This window comes from Frateuria sp. (genome assembly GCF_035943815.1).
Lineage (GTDB): Bacteria > Pseudomonadota > Gammaproteobacteria > Xanthomonadales > Rhodanobacteraceae > Frateuria_A.
On record NZ_DASZBU010000001.1, the window covers coordinates 1 to 17750 of the forward strand.

Genomic DNA, 17750 nt, shown 5'->3' on the forward strand with positions numbered 1-17750 from the left:
GTGGAAGGCGTTCCGTGCGCCGGACTTTGCGCGTATCCGCACCACGCTCAAGGAGCCGGCGGTGTTCGACGGGCGCAACCTGTACGACCCGGCGCAGGTGGAGGAGGCGGGGTTGGCGTACTACGGGATCGGGCGCGGGCGCTCGCTGGCTTCGGTTGCGCTGCCGTCGGCAGCCGCGCTGCGGCCCGCGGCCACGGCCTGAACAGGGTCGCCCGCCGTCGCCCGGCCACCGGGCGGCGGCGGGGCCGCTCCCTTGCGAAGCGGCATCCGCGGATGCCGCTTCGTGCCGACCAGGACCCGCGTACGCCACTTCGCCTATACGCCAGGACGCACCCCGTGAAACGCTTCTACCTTTCCGGACAGCGCACGTTTCGCAACCGAGGTTGCGAGGCGATCGTGCGCAGTACGGTCGCCCTGCTCAGGGACCAGTTCGGTGACGTCGAAGTGCTGGTGCCGTCGATCAACATCGCGCGCGACAGTGCACAATGGCCAGGCGCCGCCGAGCACGGTGTGCGCTTCGTGCGGGCCTACCTGCCGCCGCCGGCGCGCTACTGGGTGCGACTGCAAAGCCTGCCGCTGCCGCTGATCAAGCGCGCCGGCTGGCCGTTTCCCATGCCGCGCTGGCTGCGCCGCCAGCTGGAGAGCGTAGACGCCGTGCTCGCCGTGGGCGGCGACAATTATTCGCTCGACTACCGCATCCCCACGCCGATCATGAGCGTCGACGGCTGGGCGATGGACATGGGCAAGCCGGTGATGCTGTGGGGCGCCTCGGTCGGACCGTTCGAGCGGGAGCCGGAGTTCATCGAACCGGTGACGCGCCACCTCGCGCGCATGCACTTCGTGGCCACCGGCGAATCGATGAGCCACGACTACCTGATCCACAAGCTGGGCCTGCGCAACGTGATCCGCATGGCCGAGCCCTCGTTCATGCTCGCCAAGGAGCCGGTGGACCTCACGCCCTTCTGGCCCAGCGGCGAGGGCCACGTGCTGGGGCTCAACGTCAGCCGCCTGCTCGAGCGGCACAAGCGGCACGACAGGAACGTGCACGCGGAACTGGGAGCCTTCATCCGCCACGCCGTGAAGGAGCACAAGCTGGGCGTGCTGCTGATCCCGCATGCCGACCCACTGCGCGACGACGCGCAAGGTGGCGACGCCCGATACATGGCGCCGCTGCTGGAGAGCTTGGCTGACCTGGGGGATGCGGTGCGGATGATGCCCAACACCTTCAATGCGGCCCAGACCAAGTACGTCATCAGTTACCTGCGCTTCTTCGTCGGCGCGCGCGCGCATGCCGTGATCGCGGCGCTGTCCAGCGGCGTGCCGACGGTGTCCATCGCCTACAGCGTCAAGGCCTGCGGCATCCATCGCGACCTCTTCGGCAGCCAGGAAACGGTGCTGCAGGCGCGCAACCTGTCCGCGCGGACGCTGCGGGAATCGCTGGAGCGTCTGATGCAGCGCGAGGACGCCCTGCGCGACCTGCTCGGGCAGCGCCTGGTCGAATCGCAGCAGGCCGCGCGCGCGGCCACCGCGCGCATTTCCGAGTGCCTGTGTTGACTACCGGAGCAACCATGCAAGCGAACAACGAAACGGACAACCTGCACATCGGCCAGAGCACGATCGGACTGGCCCCTGCCGGCGCGGCTGCCGCGCCGCGGCAGGTCGCGCCGGTGAGCGTGGTGGTGCCCTGCTATCGCTGCGCCGACACGATCGGGCCGGCGGTCGCTTCGGTGGCTGCGCAAACGCTGATCCCGGCCGAGGTGCTGCTGGTCGACGACTGCAGCTGCGACGGCACGCTCGAGCGCCTGCATGAAGTGGCACGCAGCTATCCGGTCGGGTGGGTCAAGGTGCTGACGCTGCCGCGCAACGGCGGTCCCTCCGCCGCGCGCAACCTCGGCTGGGCACATGCGCGCCAGACCTACGTGGCGTTCCTGGATGCCGACGACACCTGGCATCCGGAGAAGCTCTCGATCCAGATGAAGGCATTAGCGGAGGATCCGCAGATCGCGCTGATCGCACATTCGATGAACGTGCAGTCGCGCACGCAGCCGCCGCCGGTGGTGCGCCATCCCGTCACGGTGCGGGTGCTGCCATCGAAGCTTCCGTTGCTGGGCAGTCCGTTCCCGACCGCGTCTATCGTGCTGCGGCGCGACCTGCCTTTCCGCTTCGACGAGAACCGCCGCCGTGCCGAGGACTTCATGCTGTGGGCGCAGGTGCTCCTCTCGGGCCACCGCTGCGCACGCATCGATCCGGTGCTGGCTTCGTGGCACAAGGCGCCCTTTGGCGTCGGGGGCCTAAGCGGCGACATGCCGGCGATGTACGCCGCCGCCCGCGACGTCCGCCGCAGCCTGCACGCGCTGGGCCTTTTGAGCTGGCCGCGGATGCGCACGGCCGACGCGCTCAGCCTGCTCCGCTACGGCCGGCGCATCGTGCTGACCCGCGCACGGCGGTTCTCCGCCCGTCCACAAGCCGCCCCTATAGACCAGACGAGTTGAACACCATGGAACAGACCCTTGCACTGAACGACACCCCGTCCAGCACCAACGCCCGCGTGGTGCTCGGGTTGATGATGGTCGCGGCGCTGGTCGTGTTCATCGACATGGCCGTGGGTACCCGCGGCATGGACATCGGCACCGACACGCCGGTGTATGCCGGCCTGTACCAGGCGATGACTCACCATGGCCTGGTACAGAGCCGCTTCGAGCCGGTGTTCTATTACCTAAGCGCAGCCATCGCTGGCCTGGGCGTCAGCCTGACCACCTACCAGAGCGTGCTGTTCCTGGTGATGATCGGCACCGTGTTGGTGGCCACCCGCCGCTACCACGACTACCTGCAAAGCGAGACGAGCTACATGACCTTCCTGGTCGCCTCGCTGTTGTTTCTGTTCGTCTCGCCGGTGATGTCCAATGCCTCGATCAACGTGGTGCGCCAGGGGCTGGCCTCGCTGTTGGTGTTCACCGCGTTGCTGGCCTTTCACCAGCGGCAGTGGCGCGCTTTCGTCCTGTGGGGCTTGCTGGCCGCCGGCTTCCACTACTCGGCGTTCCTGTACCTGATGTTCGCGCCGGTGCTGCTGCTCAAGCCGAAGCTGCAGCGCGCGCTGGGCATCGCCGCCTTCCTCGCCTATTGCAGCGGCCTGACCATGGTGCTGGTGAGGGCGCTGGTGCCCGCCATGTACACGCTGCTGATGGCCTACGAGGGCGGCACCAACTACAAGACCGGCGTGCGACTGGATTTCGCGGTGTTCTCGCTGTTCTGGTATCTGCTGCCCTTCATCGTCGCTCCGCTGGTGCACGAGCCGGTGCGCGATCGGATCAACCGCAGTACGGCCATCTACCTCGTGCTCATGCTGCCGTTCTTCGCTGTCGGCTGGGGCACGTTCTCCAACCGCTATCTCTTGCCGGCGTGGCTGTCTGCTTCGCTGATCGTGGCGGCGATCTGCTGCGACAATCGTTTTTCGCCGTTGCGCAATCCGGTCGTGTTGCGCCTGGGCCTGCTGGCCGCCACCGGGCTCTTCTACTACTACGTGACCCGCGGCATCGTCGTCTGACCCGCAGTCCGCCGCTTGGGGCGGGCTGCGTCCACACGGCCGGGCGAGTTGCGTGCGCCGGTCGCAAACCCGCCAACGGCCTGTTGTAGCCGCCCGGCGTCCAATGAAGGTGGGCTCATGACAGTCACCATCGAAGTTCCTGCCGCGGCGACGGGGCGCCGCATCCAGATCGGCCTGTCCCCGCATGAGGGAATGCCCAATTTCGCGCCGCTGGCCGACCATCCGGGTGGTGCCGCGGCGCTGGACCTGGTCTCGGTGGCCGACCTGCTGCGCAATTCGTTCGTCTATCCGCCGCACACGATCTACAAGGACGTCAAGGTCGCCACCACCGGCTTCGATCCGTCCCAGGACCTGCACGACAGCCCGCGCTTCCATTTCGCCCGACAGTCGATCGCCGCGAAGTCGCGGCCGGCGGTGTCCGCGGTAGACATGCGCGAACTGGTGGACACCTACCATCGTCTGCTGTGCGATGCGGTGACCGACAGCTGCTCGGCGATGCGCTCGCCCTGGCTGCTGCAGAGCGGCGGCAAGGACTCCACCTCGATGGCCATCGCGGTGGCGCAAGCCCGGCCGCAGACCACCTGCGTGACCTACCTGGGCGGTTCGGAAGAGAACGAGGTGGCCTCCGCGCGCCTCGTGGCGCGGAGGCTGGGGCTGCGTCACGAATCGCTAGTGTGCGATCCGGCCCGCGCCTACGAGCGCTATCTGGCGATGGTGCCGCGGATGCCCTTGCTCACCGCCGATTTCGCCGTGCTTTCCTATGCGGACCTAGCCACCGAGATCCTCGCCAGCGGTGGCGACGGCATCGTCGATGCGCTCGGCTCGGACCCGTACTTCGGCGTGCCGGCACCCTGGCAGCAGCGGATGCTGGGTCTGCTCGCCCGCGGCTTGCGGCTGCCGCCGGGGGTGTTCCGTTCCAGCCTGGTGGGGCGCAACTTCAAGCTCTGCTATGCGCTGGGCACGCTGCAGATGAATGCCTTCGAGCGTTTCTACGCCGGCTCGCGCTTCACCGACGCCGAGGTCGACATGCTGTTCGGCCGGCGCGTCGCTGATCAGTCGCGCCAGCGGCTGGAGCTGTTCCGCGCGGACATCGCCGCGGCCCGGACGCAGGAGGCGCGCCGCCGCGTGTCGGCCACGATCGTGGAGGCGGCGATCTTCGGCAAGGGTATGTATGCCGCCAGTGCGCTGGGCCTGCGGCTGGCCTATCCGTACTGCGAGGCGCCGCTCTGCGACTGGGTGTTCAACCAAGTGCCTGACGATTACCTGATGGCGCCGGACGGCACCAACAAGGTGCTGGTGCGCCAGCACATCGCGCGGCACTTCCAGCACCTGCCCTACGTGCAGCACAAGGGCTCGTTCCGCTTCGACCTTTGCGGCCTGGCACGCCAGCGCTTCGACCAGGTGCATGACTTCGCTATGCAGGCGCAGCAGCTGTTGCCTGGTGCGCCGCGCTGGCTGGAGACCCACCACCACCGGCTATGCAACAAGTATTTCGCGTCGAAGTTCTACTTGCTGGCGATAGTGTTGCCCTGGCTGCTCGACCGCATGAAGACGGCGCAAGGTCCAACAGGCAAGCCGGTCGAACCACCGCCAATGTGAACCGGCGCAAACGCCGCAGGACGCCATGCGCGAAAGCCCGGCGATTTCACCCGCCGATGGCAACTGCACTGATATCTGGATTGCATTGACTAAATGAAGGGCTGGACGCAGACCATCGCGCGACAAATGGCCCACACCCGATTCTTTGCGACGAAGCCGACGCTATGCCCACCCCCGCAGTCACACTGCAGCAGCCCGATCCCCACATCAAGCTGAGTACCTCGCCCTACCAGGGGGAGGTGGACTTCACGCCGTTGTCCGGGCGAGGCGGTCCGCTGGATCCGGTGTCCATTGCCGACATTCTGCGCAATGCCTTCGTCTACCCACCGCATTCGATCTACCGCGACGTGAAGGTCGCCAGCCTCGGCTTCGATCCGGAGCGCGACTTGCACGGATCGCCGCAGTACACCTTCGCCTATCGTTCTTCGCCGGCGCCGGCGCGACCGGCGGAACAGGCGGTGGACGTGGGAAAGCTGGTGGAGACATATCACCGCCTGCTGTGCGAGGCGGTCACCCGGTCCACCGCCGGCATGCATTCGCCCTGGCTGTTGCAGAGCGGCGGAAAAGATTCCACCTCCCTGGCGATCGCCGCGGCGGAGACGCGGCCGGACACGCATTGCCTGACCTACCTGGGCGGGCGCGAGGAAGACGAGGTGACCTCCGCGCGTGCAGTCGCGCGCCAGCTCGGCCTGCGCCACGAAGCACTGGTGTGCAAGCCGACGCGGGCGTATGACCGCTACCTGGCGATGGTGCCGCGCATGCCGTTGCTGTCGGCCGATTTCGCCCTGCTTTCCTACGCCGACCTGACAACCGAGATCGCGCAGGCTGGTGGGGACGGCGTCATCGACGGCCTGGGTTCGGACATCTATTTCGGCACGCCGGTGGACCTCAAGCGCAAGCTGCTCACCCGCCTGGCGCGCAGCGCGCGTCTTCCCGCGCGGCTGTTCGATGCTCGGCCAATCAACCGCAGCTTCGTGGCCTGCTTCGTGCTGGCGACGCTGGGGATGGATCCGTTCGAGCGCTATTTTCCCGGCTCGCGCTTCAGCGATGCGGAGGTCGACCGCCTGCTCGGCCGGCCTGTGTCAGCGAAGTCGCGCCAGCGACTGCAGGTGTTCCGCGAGGAGCTGGCAGCCACGCGCACGGCCGAGGCGCGCAAGCGCGTCTCGGCCGCCATCGCCGAAGCGGCGGCCGCGTTCCCCAAGGGCCAGTACACGACGACCGCGCTCGGCCTGCGCCAGGCTTATCCGTTCTGCGACGCGCGGCTGCGCGAGTGGGTCTATCGCGAAGTGCCCGATTCCCAGTTGATCGACCGCGACGGCCACAACAAGCCGCTGGTGCGCAAGCACATCGCGCGTCGCTTCGCCGAATTGCCGTATGTGAAGACCAAGGGCAGCTTCCGCTTCGACCTGTGCGGCCTCGCCGCCGAGCGTTTCGAGCAGGTGCACGCCTTCGCGGTCGAGGCGCGCGACCTGCTTCCCGGCGCGATGCGCTGGCTGGAGGTCAATCGCGGCCGAATGGACAACAAGTTCTTCGCCTCGAAGTTCTACCTGCTGGCGATCACGCTGCCCTGGCTGCTCAGCCGGGCAGATGCCGGCATGCCTGCATGGGAGGACCGCGCATGAGCCGCCATGGGGACAAGCCACGCCGGAATTTCCTGCGCCACACCCTGGCGCTGGCCGCGGCCACGCTGTTGGTGCCGGTGTCGCGGCCGGCTGCCGCAAAGGGCAACGTAATAGACGTGCGCAGCAAGGGTGCGCGCGGCGACGGCAGCGGCGACGACACCGCGGCGATCCAGGCGGCCATCGACGCGCTGCCGGCCAGCGGCGGCACGGTGCGCATACCGGCGGGCAACTACATGGTCGACGCCTCGCGCGCGATCAACCTGCGCTCCAACATGCGCCTGGAGATGGCGCCGGACGCCCAGCTCACCGCATTGCCCAACGCACTCAAGCGCTATCACATCATCAAGATATGGGACGCGGACAACGTGCAAATCGTCGGCGGCCGCATCGTCGGCGAGCGCGACCAGCACCAGGCTGGCGAAGGCGAGTGGGGCTACGGCATCAACATCACCGCCTCGACCAACGTCACCGTCACCGGCACTCACGTTTCCGGCTGCTGGGGCGACGGTTTCCTGATCAGCGCCAAGGGCAGGGGGCCGGGCATGGAGATGGCTTCGGACATCACCCTGCAGAGCGTGGTCGCCACCAACAACCGCCGCCAGGGTCTCTCGCTGGGACCTTGTCAGCGGGTGCGCATCCTCGACAGCACCTTCAGCGACACCCAGGGCACCAAGCCGCAGTCGGGCATCGACTTCGAGCCGATGGGGCAGGGCCAGGTCAGCGACGTGCTGGTGCAGGGCTGCACGCTGACCGGCAACAAAGGCTGCGGCCTGGAGATCCACCGCAACGTGACGGGCCTGGTGATTCGCCAGTGCACGATCCGGGACAACTCCGGCTACGGCATCCTGGCGGTCGACATGGACAACCTGTGGGTCGACGCCAACACCATCGCCAGCAACGGCATGAATGGGATCACGCTGGGCGGCCACACCAGTGACGTGAAGATCACCGGCAACACCCTATCGTCGAACAGCACGCGCTACCTGCACCGTGCGCTCAAGACTCTCGTTTCCGGTCGGGGCGGCGGCGACTCGCACAAGAACGACCTGCGCATCGACGACTCCACTTCCAACGTACACGTGTCGGGCAACACCTTTTCTTCCTAGCGCGTCGACGCGCGGGCTGGAGCAGCAAAGCTTAAGGGACCCTCAAGCGATGAAATTCGTCTTCTACGCCAACACCGACTGGTACCTGTACAACTTCCGTCTGTCCACCGCGCAGCGGCTAAAGGCCGACGGCCACGAGGTGGTGATGCTCTCCCCGCCCGGCCCCTTCGGAGGCCGTTTCGCCGCGCGCGGGTTCCGCTGGATCACGCTGCCGATGGACCGCGCCAGTCTCAACCCGTTGCGGGAGGCGATGACGCTCAAGCACCTTGTGCGCGTGCTGCGTCGCGAGCAGCCGGACCTGCTGCACAACTTCACCGTCAAGTGCGCGGTGTATGGCGGCACGGCAGCGCGGCTGGCCGGGGTGCCGGCGACCGTCAACGCGGTCGCCGGCATGGGCTACGTGTTCACCAGCAACAGCGTCAAGGCGCGCTGCCTGCGTCCGCTGGTGCAGGCGATGATGCGTGGCTCGCTCGACCACCGCCGCTCGCTGCTGGTCCTGCAGAACCCGGACGACGCGGAAATCTTCCGCCGCTCGCGGCTGGTGGCGGAGGACCGCATTCATGTCATCCGCAGCTCGGGCGTGGACACCTCGCGCTTCCGTCCCAGTTCGATGTCCGGTCGTGACGGCCGGCTGCGCGTGCTGCTCGCGGCCCGGCTGCTATGGGAAAAGGGCATAGGCGAGTACGTCGAAGCCGCGCGCAGGCTCAAGGCGCAGGGGCGGGACATCGAGTTCGTTCTTGCCGGCGCGCCGGATCACGGCAACCCGCGCTCGGTCAAGTCGGAGCAGGTGCAGCGCTGGGCCGAGGAGGGCGTGATCACCTGGCTCGGCCACGTCGAGGACATGCCTGCACTGCTTTCCACCATCGACGTGATGGCGCTTCCCAGCTATTACCGCGAAGGCGTGCCCAAGAGCCTGATCGAGGGTGCCGCCGCCGGGCTCGCGCTTATCACCACCGACCAGCCCGGCTGCCGCGAGGTGGTCACCCGGCACGGCACGGATGGGCTGGTGGTGCCCCCGCGCAACGCCGACGCCCTGGCCGAGCTGGTCGCGCGGCTGGATGATGACCGCGAACTGCTGGCTCGCCTCGGCGCGAAGGCGCGCGAAAAGGCGCTAGGCGAGTTCGACGAGCGGATGGTCATCCAGCGCACCCTCGACGTCTACGAGCGGCTGCTGGGCGCCGACACGCCGGGCGTGTCCTTCGCCCGGCCGGTTTCCTAGCCGCCGCATCTTCTGGGCCCAGAAAAAACGCCGGGGCAGTTTCCTGCCCCGGCGTGATGCTGCCCGGATTGGCCCTCTCGGCCTTTCCGGCGGACGCGGTCGCCTTACTTGCGCGGCGTCAGCGTGTTGCCACCCACGGAGTTGGAGTAGGTCTTGGCGCCTACCTGGATGTCGCGGTTGGAATCGCCGCCGGCACGGGTCGGCGAGATGTAGCGCGTGCTGTTGAACTGCAGCTTGTTGCCGCGCACCGACGAGCTGTGGGTGATGCCGCTCAGGCCCACGCCGGCCAGGCCGTTGCGGGTCGCGTAATTGCCGGTGATGTTCAGGTACGGCGCGCTGATCGACAGGGCGCCGAAGCCGCGGTTGCCGCTGAGCGTGTTGTTGATGATGGTGATGTCGGAAATGTTGTCGTGCAGCTCGATGCCGTTGCCGTTGTTGCCGGAGAACGTGTTCTTCTCCAGGCGCACGGTGCGCACCGGACCTTCCTTCTGCGGCTCGATGTCGATGCCGGCCTCGGGCAGCGTGCCCTTGGTGTTCTTGAAGGTACTGTTGACGATGTAGACGTGGTTGGCCGGACCCATCGAAAGGCCCTGGCGGCGGTTGTTGCTGGAGGTCACGCCGTTGAGGGTCACGTAGTCGGAGAGCACCTGGCTGCGGCTGGTGGTGATCGCGCCCACGAACAGGCCGTCACCCCAGAAGTTGGACAGCTGCACCTGGCGGACGAGCACGTGCTTGGAGCCGGAAACGTTGATGCCGTAACCCCACTCGCCGCTGCGGCCCCGGTGGCTGTAGCGGTCGCCGGTCATCTTGCCGCCGACGATCTCGACGTTGTTGACGTTCCACACCTTGACAACCCAGTAGCGGATGGCGCTGTTGGGGATCACCACCAGTTCCGCCGAGGGGTCGAGCTTGAGGCGGGTGTGGGAGCGCATCTGGATCGGCTTGAGCGCGTTGACCATGTAGCGCCCCGCCGGGATATAGACCGTGCCGCCGCTGGAAGGCAGGGCGTTGACGGCGGCCTGGATGGCGGCGGTGTCGTCGTGCGAACCGTTGCCGCGTGCACCCTTGTTCTTGACGTTGATGGTGGTGGAGCCGATCGAAAGCGACGGCGTGGCGTTCCACCAGTTGGCAGCTGCAGCAGGAAGTGCCACGGCAGACAGGCCCAGCGAAGCGATAGCGATCATCAAGGACTTCTTCGGGGAGAACGTGCGCTTGGCGGTGGCCGACTTAGCCGAGAACTGGGTGTCGTGTAGTTTCATCATCAGGGGTTGACCTTCTCGTCACGTGAAAGTGACGTGGACCATGCAGGACCTTCACCGGGTCTAACAAGCTCGACCATTGGGTTTGGTTCATGTAGATCCCGACAGGCCGCGCGGTTGCGTCCGCGCGCGCCTCAACACGCCCCTGCTGTGACGTGTGCGCGGAGAGGGCCGTTCGCGTGGATCGGTCGGATCTGAGCAGGCGCCTGTGTGTGTGCCCAGCGCCAACTAATGTGACGGACGTCGTTTCGCCTTCTTCACATGAAGTTGGCGTTCCCTGCATGTTTTGCCAACGTTGTCATGGAATCGCCGATCGGGTGCTGTTGTCGAGCTTGCTTAGCCGCGTGACGATCGCGCATTTTTTGCGTGAGCTTCGCGTGAACGAAGCCCCTACCCGACAAACACTCGAGACCCTCGGTTGCCATGAATACCTTCATCCAGAATCGCAAGTCCGCCATCGTCCGCTCCCTCAAGAAGCCGCTCGCGCTGGCGCTGACCGCCGCCGCCCTTTCCCTCGCCGCCGCGCCCTCCTTCGCGGCCGACTGGTGGACGACCATGCCCGCCACGGTCACCGGCAATACCACCATCAACGTCAGGACCCTGGGCGCGCTGGGCGATGGCGTGCATGACGACACCGCCGCCTTCCAGGCGGCCGTCAACGCGCTGCCCGCCGATGGCGGCACGGTCTACGTCGGCGCCGGCCACTACATGATCAACGCGCTCAAGCCGATCCAGATGCGCTCGCACACCCGCCTGCTGATGGCAGGCTCGGCCACGCTGGAAGTCATTCCCAACAACCAGGGCCGCTACTGGCTGATCAAGGTGTGGAACGTCAACAACGTGCGCATTGTCGGCGGCAACCTGGTCGGCGATCGCGTCAAGCACGTCGGCACCACCGGAGAGTGGGGTTACGGCATCAACATCTCCGGCTCGCAGAACGTGGTGGTCAAGCAGGTCAAGGTCTCCAACTTCTGGGGTGACGGCATCCTGATCGGCGCGATCACCACCAGCCGCAGTCAGGTGCTCTCCGATTACGTGACCGTGACCGGCGTGACCTCCAGCAACAACCGCCGCCAGGGCATCACGATCGCCCCCTCCAAGCACGTCTACATCGTGGGCAACACCTTCAAGAACAGCAAGGGCACGCTGCCCGAGTCCGGCATGGACATCGAGCCGCAGACCGAAGGCCCGGTCAGCGCCGTGCGCGTGGAGAACAACGTGTTCTCCGGCAACAACGGCAACGGCATCGAGCTGCATTCCAATATCTCGGACATCACCTTCGCCAACAACACGCTGACCGGCAACCGCGGCTTCGGCGCGCTGGCGATCAACTCGAACTACCTGACCTTCGTCGGCAACAACGCCAACAACAACGGCCTGGCCGGAATCGGCGTGAGCGGCACCACCAACAACGTGTCGATCACCGGCAACACGCTCAAGGCCAACAGCACCCGCTACGTCTCGCCGACCAACACCAAGAGCGCGCTGAACCGCGACCTGCAGCTGGGCGCCCAGACCTACAGCATCTCGGTTTCCGGCAACTTCTATTCCAACCCCAACCTGGACACCTACGCCCAGTAAGTCCTGCCGTAGTCGGTTTTTCCCCGGGGCAGCCGCTGGCTGCCCTTTTTTTTGCTCGATCCTTTGACGGTGCCTTGATCCCTTGCGAACAATCCTAGGTCGATTACTTCGCGAAGGCTGGCCCATGAACACAGTGACCCAGGCTGCTCTGGACCCGCGTGCTCCCGGTGCGGAGCGTGTGCCGGTAACGAGGGCACCGGTAAGTGTGGTGATCCCCTGCTATCGCTGCGAGAAAACCATCGAGGAGGCCGTCGCCTCGATCGCTGCGCAGACTTTGCCGCCGGCAGAAGTCCTGCTGGTGGAGGACGCCAGCGGGGCCGAGACGTTGGCCGCCCTGCACCGCGTCGCGGCCGCCTACGGCACCGACTGGATCAAGGTGATCGCGCTGCCAGCCAATGGCGGCCCCTCGCTGGCGCGCAACGTCGGCTGGGAGCAGGCGCAGCAGCCATACATCGCCCTGCTCGACGCCGACGACACCTGGGCACCCCGCAAGCTCGAGCTTCAGATGGCGGCATTGCAGGCGGATCCTTCCATAGCGCTGATCGCGCACCAGGTGCCGGTGCGTACCCGCGGCACGCCCGCCCCCGAACCCCACCTGCCCGCGGAAGCGCAGATCGTGGGTCGGCGCACCCTGTTGGTGCGCAATCCCTTTCCGACGTCGTCGGTGGTGTTGCGGCGCGACCTGCCATACCGATTCGACGTCGGTTACCGGCGCTCGGAGGACTACCTGCTGTGGTCGCAGATCGTCTTCTCCGGCTACCGCTGCGCCAAGATTGAGCAGGCCCTGGCCATCGCCAACCGGCGAGAGGACGGCGAGGTCGGGCTCAGCGACGATTTTGCGGCAGTCCACCGCGGCCGCAGCCTGCTGCGCCGCAAGCTCGTGCGGGAAGGGCTGCTCACCCGCCGAGAGTACGTCTACGCCAGCGCCGCCGGCATGGCGAACAAGATGCGCCTGCAGTTCTTGCGCCGCATGCGCCATCTGCGCCGGCTGGCTACCTCCCATGGCCAGGCGTAGCGGCCACTCATGTCCGGAACTCCAAGCCACCATGCATGGAAGCCAGGTCCTCTCGTGAACCTCAGCGTCGTAATCCCCTCGTACCGTTGCGAGCACTGGGTGGAACGCACGATCCGCTCGGTGCTGGCCGAGGGCGTGCCGGAACGCAACATCGTCGTGGTCGAGGACGGCGTGTTCGATGCCACCTCGCAGGTGGTGCGGAAGACCGGTGCGCGGCTGGTCTCGCTGCAACAGAACGGCGGCGCACCGCACGCGCGCAACCTGGGCCTGGCGCAGGTGGATACACCTTACGTCATGTTCCTGGACGCCGACGACTACGTCGAGAACGGGTTGCTCGGCGGCCTGGTCGAGGCGCTCGAGCGCGACGCCGCGGACGTGGCGATCGGCCCCTGGGTCTACCACGGCGAGGGGCGCGAGCGCGGCGTGCTGCGCCAGCCGCTGCGGATGGACAACGGCGAGCGGATCTTCCACTGGATCATCCAGGCCTTCTTCCCGCCCTGCTGCATCGCCTGGCGCACCGAAGCCGTGCGGACGATCGGCGGCTGGGACGAGCGGCTGCGCAAGGACCAGGACGGCGAGCTGATGATCCGCGCTCTGATCGGCGACCTGAAGGTCGCGGTGTCCACCCAGGGCAACGGCGTGTACTGGCAGCACGACTCGCCGCACCGCGTCACGCGGGCGCAGATCCGCGACGTGATGTACGCGGCCGACATCGTTTTCGAGCAGCTCGAGCGCTGGGTGCGCAAGCAGGCCGATCATGATGGCAACAATGCCTACGCGCTGCCGCTGGGCCGGGTGTGCTGCAAGAACGCATGGGTCGCCTTCGCCAACGGCGAGAACGCGCTGGGAGCGCGCTGGAGCGACAGGGCGCGGTCGTTCGGACTGGACAGCAAGGGCTACAACGCGCGCAGCGCGCTGCTGGCGAGATTCCTGGGCATCCGCATCTCCTCGCGCATCAAGGCACGCACCGGCGCCATGTACCGGCGCGTCGCGCAACGTTGAGCGGGGAGTCGGGGCAACGCGCCCATAGCGGGACCGCGATGCGCTATACGGCCGTTTCACGGCGTCCCGGCGAATGTCTGCGGCCTCGACAATACGCCTCGGCCCGCTTGTGCTCCGTCCTCAACCCGTCATGACCGATACGCGCTCGCGCGGCGTCCATCGCATGTTCGACATGCAGCACGTCCATCGCGACCTGCGTCGCCACAGCGTGCGCGGAGCGTTCGCCACCCTGCTCAGCCAGGCCGGGCTGTTCTGCGTGCAGTTGGCCGGCATGGCGGTGCTCGCGCGCATGCTGACGCCGGCCGAATTCGGCGTATTCGGCAAGACCGTCGCCATGATCGGGTTCATCACGGTGCTGCGTTCCGGAGGGCTCTCGCTGGCCACCGTGCAGAGCGCGGAGATCAACCATGCGCAGGTGAGCACGCTGTTCTGGCTGAACCTGGCGCTTGGCCTGGCTGCCGCTGCGCTGCTGGCCGCGCTCGGGCCGCTGATGGCGTGGTTCTACCGTGACGCGCGCGTGCTGTGGCTGGTGGTGGCGATGGCCGGCTCCATCGTGACCGACAGCCTGGCCATCCAGCACACGGCGCTGATGCAACGGCAGATGCGGTTCGCCACCATCGGCACCGTGACCGTGGCGGCGCGCATTGCCGGCTTCCTGGTCGCGTTCGCCAGCGCCTGGCTCGGTGCCGGGTACTGGGCGCTGGTGATCCAGTACTACGGCACCAGCGTGACCATGCTCGTGCTGATGGTATGGAACTGCCGCTGGCTGCCGGGATTGCCTCGCCGTGGCGTGGGCGTGCGGCCGATGGTGGCGCTGGGGGCGAACCAGAGCGGCTTCAATATCCTCAATTTCGCCAACCGCAACATGGACAACATCCTGATCGGCCGCTTCGTCTCCGACGTGGCGCTGGGCTTCTACACCCAGGCCTACCGGCTGCTGCTGCTTCCGGTGGGGCAGATCAATGCGCCGATCTCCGCGGTGGTGCTGCCGGGCCTGTGCCGTCTGCAGGACCAGCCCGAGCGCTTCGCTCGTTTCTACTACCGCGCGCTGGGCGCGATCACCTTCCTGGGCATGCCGGTGGTGTGCTTCCTGCTCGCCGACGCGCAGGACGTCATCGAGATTGCTCTGGGCCACCGCTGGCTGCCGGTGGTGCCGATGTTCCAGGCGCTGGGCGTGGCGGCGTTCTTCGGTACCTTCAATGTCGCCGGCGGATGGGTCTACAGCGCGCTGGGGCAGACCTCGCGACAGCTGCGCCAGCAGCTGGTGGTCACTCCGCTGACGGTGCTGGGGTTCCTCGTGGGGCTGCCCTGGGGCGCATTGGGCGTGGCCTTTTCCTTCAGCGTCACCCGTGCGCTGCTGAGTTGGCCGACCCTGGCCTGGTGCTACCGCGGTACGCCGATCCGCATGCGCCAAACCGCGATCACCCTGGCGCGGCCGGCCGCGGCATCGATCGCCGCCGGGGTGGTGCTGTTGGCCCTGCACGCCACCCGCGCGCATTGGCCTACCTACTGGGTCGTGCTGGATGCGTTGCTCTACGGCGTGGCGTACCTGGCGGCGTGGTTTCTCATGCCCGGCGGTCGCGCCAACCTGCGCGAGCAGGCGCAGATCGTGCAGGAGCTTCGCGCAGGCAAGCGATGAGTGCCGGAAGCGCCGCGCAGCCGCGGTTGCCAAGCGGCCTGGACATCGTCTTGACCTCGCCGCTGTCACGATCTTGCGGTGGTGACCGGCAGGAAGGGACTTTCATGCACGTTTTCCTCAGGGACTTACCGCACCCCTTCCGGCAGGTGCGACGGATCGGACGCTCGTGCATCCGCTTCTGCCAGCACCGGGTGGCGCACGTGTATCCGCAGCCGGTGATCATCGGCGGCAGCCCCAAGTCGGGCACCACGGCCATCGCGGCGCTGCTGGCCAAGGCCGTCGGCACCCGATTCAGCAACGACCCGTTCTGGCACGTCCTGTACCACGACTCGAAGGATTTCCTGCTGCCGGACATCCTGGAAGGGCGGCTCACGGTCGACGCCTTCGTGCAGCGCTTCAGCGCGTATTTCCAGGCCGGTATCGTCAAGGACCCGGACTTCGCCTTCCTCTATCCGCAATTGAAGGCGCGTTTTCCGCATTCGCCGCAGGTGTTCGTGGTGCGCGACCCGCGCGACAACATCCGCAGCATCCTCAACCGGCTGAAGCTTCCCGGCAACCTGCGCGAACTGGAGCCGGAGGACAACTTCATCCCGCCGAGCGACAAGGGTTGGCGGGCCATCATCGACGGGCGGGGCCTGGCGATCAGCAGCGGCAATTACGTATCGCGCCTGTCCCAGCGATGGAGCCTCGGGGTCCACGGGTACCTGGATGCGCAGTCGTCCATCCACTTGGTGCGCTATGAGGATTTCATGGCCGACAAGGTGGCGGTCATCGAGCAGCTGGCGGAGGATCTGGGGCTGAGGGTCGTCAACGATATCAGCGGCGAGGATCGGCAGTACCAGCCGCGCGGCGGCTGCGGCGTGGCGCCGGAGAAATTCTTCGGCCGGGACAACCTGCGCATCATCGAAACCACGTGCGCCAAGGCGATGTCTGCCCTGGGCTATGCGGGGGCGGCCTGATGGAGCCGACCATCTACACCGGTCGCCAGCAGGGGATATCCGAGCCGCTGACCTCTCGCGAATACATCCCCGGGCACGCTCTTGCCAGTCCCCACCCCGGCGCTGCAGGCACGAAGGCGGCCAGCCACGCGCCGCCGGTCTTCCTGCTCGGTTCGCACAAGAGCGGCAGCAGCCTCCTGCGCAGCCTGCTGGACGGCCATCCGGAATTGGCGGTGCTGCCCAAGGAAACCCACCTGTTCCAGTTCACCAATCATTGGGTGGACTACCGGCGGCGGCGCAACGTCCCACGAGCGCTCGGCCGTCAGGACTTCTTCGATCAGTTGCTGCGGCAAATCCGGCAGGACACCGGCCCGGACAACCCTTACGCCGACGCGCCGGGCTTCCGGTACCGCATGGATGTGCTCGAGGCGCGCCTGCGCAGGCTCGATCCGGACGACATGCCTTCGTTTTTCCTCGGCTACATGCGTGCCGCCCATGAGGCGGCACTGGGCGCGCCGCCCCCGGCAGGGCGCGCGCTGGTGGAGAAGTCGGTGGAGCACGCCGAATTCGCCTACGTGCTGGCCTGCTATTTCCCCGGCGCCCGTTTCATCCACATCGTGCGCAACCCTTACGCCACGCTCGTCGCGGTACGCCGGATGCTGCAGAAGCGCAGCTCCCGCTTTCCGTACCTGTGGCCCATGGCCTCGTCGCTGCACAACTCCTACCACGACCTGTTCACCAACCGGTTGGCGGTGCCCAATTACCTGTGCCTGCGCTTCGAGGATCTCGTCTGCGACACCGAGGCGGTCATGCGCAAGGTGGCGGCCTTCCTCGGCATCGGCTACCAGCCGACGCTGCTCCAGCCGACCTCCATGGGCCGCCTTTGGAGCGGCAACAGCACGAGCAACCAGCCCTTCGAAGGTATCTCCCGACGTCCGCTGGACGAGTGGAAGGAGCAGATAAGCGATTACGAGATCGCCCTGGCCAACCATGTCGCCGGGCCGGTATTCGAGACGTTCGGCTACCGCTGGAAGGAGGCACGCCATCCCTATCGGCGGGTCAAACGGGAGCGGCCCAAGACCTATGCGGCCAACCGCATGGCCTTGTGGCTCGGCGTGTAAGCCGTGGTGCGGCCGATATGCCATGGCGGCATGAGGTAAGGCCATCGATTTCTTTTACGGCGCCGTACCCAGGATGCAACGATACGCGCTGTCCACGATGCATGA

The 17750-nt window shown here is 66.8% G+C and carries 14 protein-coding genes and 1 pseudogene; 14 read left to right on the top strand and 1 reads right to left on the bottom strand.

All coding sequences use genetic code 11. The features are described from left to right. The 8 genes and pseudogenes from VGU65_RS00005 to VGU65_RS00040 all read left to right on the top strand — a co-directional run. Window positions 1–202 (top strand): annotated as a pseudogene (locus VGU65_RS00005) (hypothetical protein); the annotation flags it as partial. A 134-nt stretch (window positions 203–336) separates the two neighbouring features. Continuing rightward, window positions 337–1554 (top strand): polysaccharide pyruvyl transferase family protein, encoded by a 1218-nt coding sequence (locus VGU65_RS00010; RefSeq protein ID WP_327472101.1) that lies wholly within the window; start codon window positions 337–339, stop codon window positions 1552–1554. A 14-nt stretch (window positions 1555–1568) separates the two neighbouring features. Further along, window positions 1569–2492: a glycosyltransferase family 2 protein gene (locus tag VGU65_RS00015; RefSeq protein WP_327472102.1), complete on the top strand. Its 924-nt coding sequence runs from the start codon at window positions 1569–1571 to the stop codon at window positions 2490–2492. A 5-nt stretch (window positions 2493–2497) separates the two neighbouring features. Then, entirely contained in the window at window positions 2498–3544 is a 1047-nt protein-coding gene (locus VGU65_RS00020; protein ID WP_327472103.1) for an EpsG family protein, read from the top strand. Window positions 3545–3661: 117 nt separating this feature from the next. Beyond that, complete coding sequence (locus VGU65_RS00025; protein WP_327472104.1) at window positions 3662–5143, top strand: asparagine synthase-related protein; 1482 nt, start codon at window positions 3662–3664, stop codon at window positions 5141–5143. A 164-nt stretch (window positions 5144–5307) separates the two neighbouring features. Next, on the top strand, window positions 5308–6765 hold the full coding sequence (locus VGU65_RS00030; protein ID WP_327472105.1) for an asparagine synthase-related protein: 1458 nt from the start codon (window positions 5308–5310) through the stop codon (window positions 6763–6765). After that, on the top strand, window positions 6762–7871 hold the full coding sequence (locus VGU65_RS00035) for a right-handed parallel beta-helix repeat-containing protein (RefSeq protein WP_327472106.1): 1110 nt from the start codon (window positions 6762–6764) through the stop codon (window positions 7869–7871). Before VGU65_RS00030 ends, VGU65_RS00035 begins: the two co-directional genes overlap by 4 nt. A gap of 49 nt (window positions 7872–7920) precedes the next feature. Then, window positions 7921–9090 carry a glycosyltransferase family 4 protein gene (locus tag VGU65_RS00040; RefSeq protein ID WP_327472107.1) on the top strand — a complete coding sequence of 390 codons (1170 nt, stop codon included), beginning with the start codon at window positions 7921–7923 and terminating at the stop codon, window positions 9088–9090. Window positions 9091–9194: 104 nt separating this feature from the next. Here VGU65_RS00040 and VGU65_RS00045 read toward each other — a convergent pair whose 3' ends face one another. After that, the gene (locus VGU65_RS00045; RefSeq protein WP_327472108.1) at window positions 9195–10352 is read right to left on the bottom strand and encodes a glycosyl hydrolase family 28-related protein; all 1158 of its coding nucleotides are present in this window, start codon (window positions 10350–10352) and stop codon (window positions 9195–9197) included. A gap of 420 nt (window positions 10353–10772) precedes the next feature. Here VGU65_RS00045 and VGU65_RS00050 point away from each other — a divergent pair, with 420 nt between their 5' ends. From VGU65_RS00050 to VGU65_RS00075, 6 genes are all read left to right on the top strand, one after another. After that, window positions 10773–11930 (top strand): right-handed parallel beta-helix repeat-containing protein, encoded by a 1158-nt coding sequence (locus VGU65_RS00050; protein ID WP_327472109.1) that lies wholly within the window; start codon window positions 10773–10775, stop codon window positions 11928–11930. A 124-nt stretch (window positions 11931–12054) separates the two neighbouring features. Next, a complete protein-coding gene (locus VGU65_RS00055) occupies window positions 12055–12945 on the top strand; it encodes a glycosyltransferase family 2 protein (RefSeq protein ID WP_327472110.1) in 891 nt (296 codons plus the stop codon). Between the two features lie 54 nt (window positions 12946–12999). Continuing rightward, window positions 13000–13947 carry a glycosyltransferase family 2 protein gene (locus VGU65_RS00060; RefSeq protein WP_327472111.1) on the top strand — a complete coding sequence of 316 codons (948 nt, stop codon included), beginning with the start codon at window positions 13000–13002 and terminating at the stop codon, window positions 13945–13947. A gap of 130 nt (window positions 13948–14077) precedes the next feature. After that, window positions 14078–15586, top strand: a complete 1509-nt coding sequence (locus VGU65_RS00065) for a lipopolysaccharide biosynthesis protein (protein ID WP_327472112.1) — start codon at window positions 14078–14080, stop codon at window positions 15584–15586. 104 nt (window positions 15587–15690) lie between these two features. Next, a complete protein-coding gene (locus VGU65_RS00070) occupies window positions 15691–16545 on the top strand; it encodes a sulfotransferase family protein (RefSeq protein ID WP_327472113.1) in 855 nt (284 codons plus the stop codon). Continuing rightward, a complete protein-coding gene (locus tag VGU65_RS00075) occupies window positions 16545–17645 on the top strand; it encodes a sulfotransferase family protein (protein WP_327472114.1) in 1101 nt (366 codons plus the stop codon). The genes VGU65_RS00070 and VGU65_RS00075 overlap by 1 nt, the downstream gene beginning before the upstream one ends. Window positions 17646–17750: the final 105 nt, after the last annotated feature.